General features: G+C 52.3%; 7 protein-coding genes and 1 pseudogene. All 8 read right to left on the bottom strand.

The genetic code is table 11. The features are described 5' to 3' along the window. Positions 1 to 171: helix-turn-helix domain-containing protein (locus CRG49_RS14040; protein ID WP_157807888.1), on the bottom strand; the 171-nt coding region annotated here is incomplete at its 3' end. Between the two features lie 232 nt (positions 172 to 403). After that, a complete protein-coding gene (gene prpF, locus CRG49_RS11570; protein ID WP_095501838.1) occupies positions 404 to 1,573 on the bottom strand; it encodes a 2-methylaconitate cis-trans isomerase PrpF in 1,170 nt (389 codons plus the stop codon). Positions 1,574 to 1,744: 171 nt separating this feature from the next. Continuing rightward, on the bottom strand, positions 1,745 to 4,348 hold the full coding sequence (acnD, locus tag CRG49_RS11565) for a Fe/S-dependent 2-methylisocitrate dehydratase AcnD (RefSeq protein ID WP_095501839.1): 2,604 nt from the start codon (positions 4,346 to 4,348) through the stop codon (positions 1,745 to 1,747). Positions 4,349 to 4,415: 67 nt separating this feature from the next. Continuing rightward, positions 4,416 to 5,252, bottom strand: a complete 837-nt coding sequence (tam, locus tag CRG49_RS11560) for a trans-aconitate 2-methyltransferase (RefSeq protein WP_095501840.1) — start codon at positions 5,250 to 5,252, stop codon at positions 4,416 to 4,418. 40 nt (positions 5,253 to 5,292) lie between these two features. Next, complete coding sequence (locus tag CRG49_RS11555; RefSeq protein WP_095501841.1) at positions 5,293 to 5,634, bottom strand: 5-carboxymethyl-2-hydroxymuconate Delta-isomerase; 342 nt, start codon at positions 5,632 to 5,634, stop codon at positions 5,293 to 5,295. A 13-nt stretch (positions 5,635 to 5,647) separates the two neighbouring features. After that, positions 5,648 to 6,526, bottom strand: coding sequence for an EamA family transporter (locus CRG49_RS11550; protein ID WP_095501842.1), 879 nt, complete (start codon positions 6,524 to 6,526; stop codon positions 5,648 to 5,650). 21 nt (positions 6,527 to 6,547) lie between these two features. Beyond that, positions 6,548 to 7,174 carry a LysE family translocator gene (locus tag CRG49_RS11545; RefSeq protein ID WP_095501843.1) on the bottom strand — a complete coding sequence of 209 codons (627 nt, stop codon included), beginning with the start codon at positions 7,172 to 7,174 and terminating at the stop codon, positions 6,548 to 6,550. 154 nt (positions 7,175 to 7,328) lie between these two features. Then, a pseudogene (locus CRG49_RS11540) lies at positions 7,329 to 7,411 on the bottom strand (IS5/IS1182 family transposase); the annotation flags it as partial.

Raw genomic sequence — 7,411 nt, 5'->3', positions numbered from 1 at the left:
CTGTTGTGCTTTTCGGTAACAGTAGGTTCCGTTGACGGAATGCCGTCTGATTTCCCGACTGACGGTGGCGGGATGACAACCGATGTTCTGTGCGATTTGGTTTAGGGGTAGGTTGCGGTAATGTCTGGAAATGTAGTATCTTTGGTGTGAGGTCAGTTGTGTGTAGGCCATATTGCAATCTTTCTTGTCAGGAAAGGCAGTATACCACCGCATACTGGCCTTTTCTGTTATTGGAAATTGCACTTGTTAGGCGAATGTAAGGGCCTACTGATGACTAAATACACCATTTAAAGAAACCAACTCAAGCCGCTGATACAGCCAAACAGACGGGAAACAGCTAGAAAAAAGCCGTCTGAAACTTCCCATTTCAGACGGCCTATCATCAAAGCGATTTCAAGCTATTTTAAAACGTATCATCCGGCACACGCACCCAGCCTTCCATAATCACGCGGGCACTGCGGCTCATGACGGCTTTGGTGGCGGTCCATTGGCCGTCAACCAGTTCGGCTGATGCGCCCACACGCAAGGTGCCGGACGGGTGGCCGAAACGCACGGCATCGCGTTTACCGCCGCCTGCGGCCAAGTTCACCAAGCTGCCTTCGACGGCGGCTGCGGTGGCGATGGCAACGGAAGCTGTGCCCATCATGGCGTGGTGCAGTTTGCCCATGCTCATGGCGCGCACCAGCAAATCGATGTCGCCTGCTTGGATGGCTTTACCGCTGGACGCGGTGTAATCGGTCGGTGGCGCGACAAAGGCCACTTTCGGCGTGTGCGCGCGGGTGGCAGCTTCGGCCACGTCTTGAATCAAGCCCATCTTTACTGCGCCGTATGCGCGGATGGTTTCCAGTTTTTCCAAAGCGGCCGGATCGTTGTTGATGTCGTCCTGCAACTCGGTGCCGGTGTAGCCCAAATCGGCGGCGTTCAGGAAAATGGTCGGAATGCCGGCGTTAATCATGGTGGCTTTGAAGGTACCGATATTCGGCACTTCTAAATCGTCCACCACATTGCCGGTCGGGAACATGCTGCCTTCGCCGTCGGCAGGGTCGAGAAATTCGATTTGCACTTCGGCAGCAGGGAATGTCACGCCGTCAAGCTCAAAATCGCCAGTTTCCAACACTTCGCCGTTTTGCATCGGTACATGGGCAATGATGGTTTTGCCGATGTTTTTCTGCCAGATGTTGACGGTGCAAATGCCGTCTGAAGGGATTTTGGTCGAATCAACCAAGCCTTGTGAAATGGCGAATGCGCCCACGGCAGCGGTAAGGTTGCCGCAGTTGCCACTCCAATCGACAAACGGTTTGTCAATCGATACTTGACCAAACAAATAATCGACATCGTGGTCGGCGCGTTCGGATTTATCCAAAATTACGGCTTTGCTGGTGGACGAGCTGGCATTGCCCAAACCGTCGATTTGTTTGCCGTAAGGGTCGGGGCTGCCCAACACGCGCAACAGGATTTTATCGCGCGCTTCGCCTGCTTGTTGTGCGGCTTCGGGTAAATCGGTGCGTTTGAAAAATACGCCTTTGGATGTGCCGCCACGGTAGTACACGGCCGGGATTTTAATTTGCGGCATTTGGATTCTCCTTATTGTTCTTGTTTGGGTTTCAGACGGCCTGTTTAATACTAAGGCCGTCTGATTTTTTTCACAATATTTGTTGTCTGGTTAATGTGGGTTTACACCCACCCTACTCGCTATTCCATAAGTTTAGACGGCCTTGCGCATACACAAGGCCGTCTGAAACGCTTAGGCGGCGTTCCCTTCCAAGAAGTCTTGCGCGAAGCGTTGCAGCACGCCGCCGGCTTCGTAAATCAACACTTCTTCAGCGGTATCCAAGCGGCAGGTTACCGGTACTTCGACCGTTTCGCCGTTTTGACGGTGAATCACCAAGGTCAAATCGCAACGCGGTTCGCGTGTGCCGATGACATCGTAGGTTTCAGTGCCGTCCAAGGCCAGCGTGTGGCGGTTGGTGCCTTCTTTGAATTGCAGCGGCAACACGCCCATGCCGATCAGGTTGGTGCGGTGGATACGCTCGAAGCCTTCGGCCACAATCGCTTCCACACCGGCCAAACGCACACCCTTAGCTGCCCAGTCGCGGCTCGAGCCTTGGCCGTAGTCGGCACCGGCAACGATAATCAGCGGCTGTTTGCGGTTCATATAGGTTTCAATCGCTTCCCACATACGCATCACTTGGCCTTCCGGTTCCACGCGGGCGAGTGAGCCTTGCTTAGTGGTGCCGTCTTCGTTTTTCACCATCTCATTGAAGAGTTTAGGGTTGGCAAAAGTGGCGCGTTGGGCGGTCAGGTGGTCGCCGCGGTGGGTGGCGTAAGAGTTGAAATCTTCTTCCGGCAAACCCATTTTCGCCAAGTATTCACCGGCTGCACTGCTCGGCAGAATCGCATTTGACGGTGATAAGTGGTCGGTGGTGATGTTGTCAGGCAAAATCGCCAGCGGACGCATGCCTTTCAGCGTGCGCTCGCCTGCCAATGCGCCTTCCCAATACGGCGGACGGCGGATATAGGTCGACATCGGACGCCAGTCGTACAACGGGCTAGGTGCGCGCTCAGCAGCACCGGTGTCAAACATCGGAATGTAAATATCGCGGAATTGCTGCGGCTTCACAAATTCGGCCACCACGGCATCGATTTCCTCATCGCTCGGCCACAAGTCTTTCAGGCGGATTTCTTTGCCATCTACCACGCCCAATACGTCGTTTTCAATGTCGAAACGAATCGAACCGGCAATCGCGTAGGCCACCACCAGCGGCGGCGAAGCCAAGAAAGCTTGTTTAGCATACGGGTGGATACGGCCGTCAAAGTTGCGGTTGCCCGACAATACGGCAGTAGCGTACAAATCACGGTCGATGATTTCCTGCTGGATTTTCGGATCGAGCGCGCCGGACATACCGTTACAAGTGGTGCAGGCAAAACCGACCACGCCGAAGCCCAAGGCTTCCATTTCCGGCAGCAATCCGGCTTCTTTCAGGTACACTTCTGCCACTTTTGAGCCGGGTGCGAATGAGGTTTTCACCCACGGTTTACGTTTCAAGCCCAAGCGGTTGGCGTTGCGCGCCAGCAAGGCAGCGGCCACCACGTTGCGTGGATTTGACGTATTGGTACACGAGGTAATCGCCGCGATAATCACTGCGCCGTCCGGCATTTTGCCGTCGGTCGGTTCTTCGTAAGGGGCGGCAATGCCTTTGGCGGCCAAATCGGTGGTTGAGAAACGCGCATGTGGGTTTGACGGGCCGGCCATATTGCGGGTCACGGTGGACAAATCAAACTTCAACACGCGTGGATATTCGGCGATTTTCAGCGCATCTGCCCACAAACCGGCGGTTTTGGCGTAGGTTTCCACTAATTTCACCTGTGCTTCGTCGCGGCCGGTCAGTTTCAGGTAATCAATGGTTTGCTGGTCGATGGCAAACATGGCGGCAGTCGCGCCGAATTCAGGGGTCATGTTGGAAATGGTGGCACGGTCGCCAATCGACAGGCTGTCGGCACCTTCGCCGAAGAATTCAACAAACGCACCTACCACGCGCTCTTTACGCAAGAATTCGGTCAAGGCCAATACGATGTCGGTGGCGGTAATGCCCGGCTGGCGTTTGCCGGTAAGTTCCACGCCGACAATATCCGGCAGACGCATCATCGACGCGCGACCGAGCATCACGGTTTCGGCTTCCAAACCACCTACACCCACGGAAATTACGCCCAATGCATCAACGTGCGGCGTGTGTGAGTCGGTGCCGACGCAGGTATCCGGGAAAGCCACGCCGTTTTTCACTTGAACTACCGGCGACATTTTTTCCAAGTTGATTTGGTGCATGATGCCGTTACCCGCCGGAATCACGTCTACATTTTCAAACGCGGTTTTGGTCCAGTTGATGAAGTGGAAACGGTCTTCGTTGCGGCGATCTTCGATTTCGCGGTTTTTGCGGAAGGCATCCGGATCATAGCCGCCGCATTCCACGGCTAGCGAGTGATCGACGATCAACTGGGTTTGCACCACTGGATTCACTTTGGCCGGATCGCCGCCTTTTTCGGCAATCGCATCGCGCAAGCCTGCCAAATCCACCAATGCGGTTTGACCCAAAATATCGTGACACACCACGCGCGCCGGATACCATGGGAAATCGATTTCCTGTTTGTTGTCAATCAATTGACCCAGCCACGATTGCAGCGTGGCCAAATCCACCTTATCGGCGCGGTTGACCAAGTTTTCCGCCAAAATGCGGCTGGTGTACGGCAGCTTGTCGTATGAGCCGGGGCGGATGTCTTCACACGCTTGGCGTGCGTCGAAGTATTCCAGATTGGTATCAGGTAACGGTTTTTTATAGATTTGGTTAGACATGGTGATATCTCCAGTGATTTATGTTTTTCTTCTGTTTGACTGCTTGGGGTTTCAGACGGCCTGTTGTTTATCTCAAGGCCGTCTGAAAAATCGTTTTAATTTTAATAAGAGCGGCAGCCGTTTCAGACGGCCTGCCCTTTGTGCGCCACGATAACATTCGCGGCAACGCCAACAACACATTGCCATCATGTCGGCGCGGATAATGTTGGTTTAATTGCTCGATGTATGCCTGCATAAATTCGCCCTGCTGTGCTTCGTCCAAACAGGCCAGATAAGGGCGCAATGCGGTGCTGGCAAACATATCGGCGATGGCGACGGTATCGGGCAAAACGTGGTAATACACCGTGCGCCACACATCCACTTCGCAACCTTGCGCCACCAGCAAATCATAATAGCGGGATACGTCCCACACCGGTGGACGGCTGTCGGCGGCTTGGGTTAAATCTTTCCATTGGGGCAACGCAGCGGTGTCGCGCATGAGAAAATGCGACGGCTCATCCAAATTATCCGGCATTTGCGCCGCCAACACACCGCCTTGTTTCAACTGGCGAATCAGGTGCGGCAACAGCGTTTGCGGTGTGTCCGACCATTGCAGTGACGCATTGGCAAACACAATATCTTGCGGCGTTTCCGGCTGCCAATCGTGAAAATCCTGCAATACAAAACGGCAATCGGGCAATTTTTCCTGTGCCACAGCAAGCATGGCGGGTGAACTGTCCACGCCGGTAATCTCGGCTTGCGGCCATGCTTGGCGCAACAAGGCGGTGCTGCTGCCCGAACCGCAGCCCAAATCGGCGATCCGTTGCGCTTGAATGTGTGCAATCCGCGCCAACAATTCAGCCGGCGGGCGGTTGCGTTCTTTTTCAAAACGCTGATAGTGTTGCGGATTCCAATCTTTGCTCATGATGATTGCGCTTTAAGTTGGTTTCAGACGGCCTGTTTGATTAACGGTGGGTTTTGGTGTAGGTGGCGCGAACCATGTCGCACAAATCCACGCTAATCTGTATGCTCGGCGCTTGTGCGGTTAATTTTTGCACGGTTTCGGCCAAGGCGCGGCTCAATTCGGCTTGGGCGCTTTCGCTACGCCCTTCCAGCAAACGCAAGGTCAAATGGGCAAAGGCTTGTTTGCTGCCGCCGACCAAATAATCGGCTTGCTCATAGCGGCACAGGCGGATTTTCAAATCGTATTCTTCAAACAGGCCGCTGTTTAATAAGGTTTGGTGTAATTCTGGCAAGGCTTCTTGCGGCATTTCTACGCCGCCGTATTCAACAGTTAAATGAGGCATTTTGTTATGCTTTTTATTTTTTCAGACGGCCTAACCATTTGCCGCCGAACACATGAATCAGCAAACCGGCCATTACGACCACTATACCTGCCCAATGCCATGCGCCCAAACGTTCGCCTAAGAAGATATAGCCGACCAACAACGCAATCACCGGCACACACAGCGCAAACGGAGTAATCTTGCCTGCCGGATGGCGCGAGAGCAAATCGCCCCACGCGGTGTAGCCGACCAAACTCGACACATAGGCCAAAAACAAAATGCTGGCAATGCCCCAACCGCTGAGAGACAGCGTGTAAGAAACCAGACCATCGGCGCCATACATCATCAAAGAAACAGCGGTAAATGCCACCAAGGCCGACCAACTGCCCCACACCACCAATGAGAGCGGGTTCACCTGTCCGATGTATTTCACCACAATGTTGCCGACCGCCCAAGAAGCCGCCGCGCCGACCACTGCCAGCAAAGCCACCAACGGCATATTGCCTTGATATTGGCCGATGCCGATTAGCATCAGACCCACCGCAGCAGCAATCATACCCAACAAGTGATGACGTAATAGTGGCTCTCTCATCATCACACCAGCCACCAATACGGTAAGAAACACTTGCAATTGAATCAATAAGGCTCCCAAGCCTGTGGGCATACCCAGTTCCAGCGCGGTAAACATCAGCCCGAACTGGCCGAAACTGATGGTCAGGCCGTAAAGCGCGAGCCAGTACCAAGCCACTTTCGGCGGCCTGATAAACAATACCGCCGGAAAAATCACCAATAAAAACCGCAACAAGCCCAATATCATGGGCGGCACATCGGCCAAAGCGGTTTTCATAAAGAAAAAATTAATGCCCCAAATACCGACCACAGCGGCAATCAGCAAAGCGTCTTTTATGTTCATGGTGGGATACCGTTTGTGAAGTTATCGAGTGGAAACCATTTCCCATAAACCATGCAAACCGATAAAAAGCAATACCATACCAAACACGGCTTCCATTGTTTGGCGCACTATTATTTTTTCTAGAAACCGCCGAGCACCATGTGCCGCTAAAGCATAAACCGACATCACAACCGCTACCGCAATCACAAACCAAAATGAAAGCATGAAAAGCTGTATATTCTCCGACGCATCGGAATGGTGATCAATAAAACGGGGCAAATACGCAATCAGAAAAATAATGGTTTTGGGATTGATGATGGTAATCCAAAAACCCGCTTTCCAGTCAACATTTTTTACCGACACCGGCAAACCCGAACGAAGACTACTGATCGCCCGAAATGAACCATATGCTAAGTAAATCAGATAACAGGAAGAAAACACGTTCATTACAGTAAGCATGGATTCAGAAGAAGCAATAATACCGCCTACTCCTAAACACACCGCTACTAAAAGTAAAGCATCTGCCAACAATATCCCTGCCGTAATACTTGCCCCTTTTCTCCATCCCGAATGAATCGCCCCCTGTATTACCAACATCATGGCAGGGCCGGGCAAGGCGGCAACCAACATGCTTGACAATAAAAAGTAAACGGTTTGTGTGGCATTCATTTATTATCTGTCGGTCAAAACGTATACAACCGTATATTCCCTTGGCTTGAGCGCAAGCAAAATATTTGTTTGAGCTTCCTAAACCAACATTGCCTTTTGTCTTTCCAACTGAATCTTTATCTTTGGAAAATTATTTAATTACTAGGGCGTGTCCTCAATTTAACTTAGCATGAATAATAGAGCAAGCCAAGTAAAGCATCGATTTAAAATTACGAGCTAATTTCTCATAGCGAGTAG

The sequence above is a fragment of the Neisseria sp. N95_16 genome (assembly GCF_002551535.2).
GTDB classification, from domain to species: domain Bacteria; phylum Pseudomonadota; class Gammaproteobacteria; order Burkholderiales; family Neisseriaceae; genus Neisseria; species Neisseria brasiliensis.
Note: the sequence above shows the minus strand (reverse complement) of the source record. Positions and strands in the feature narration are given on the sequence as shown.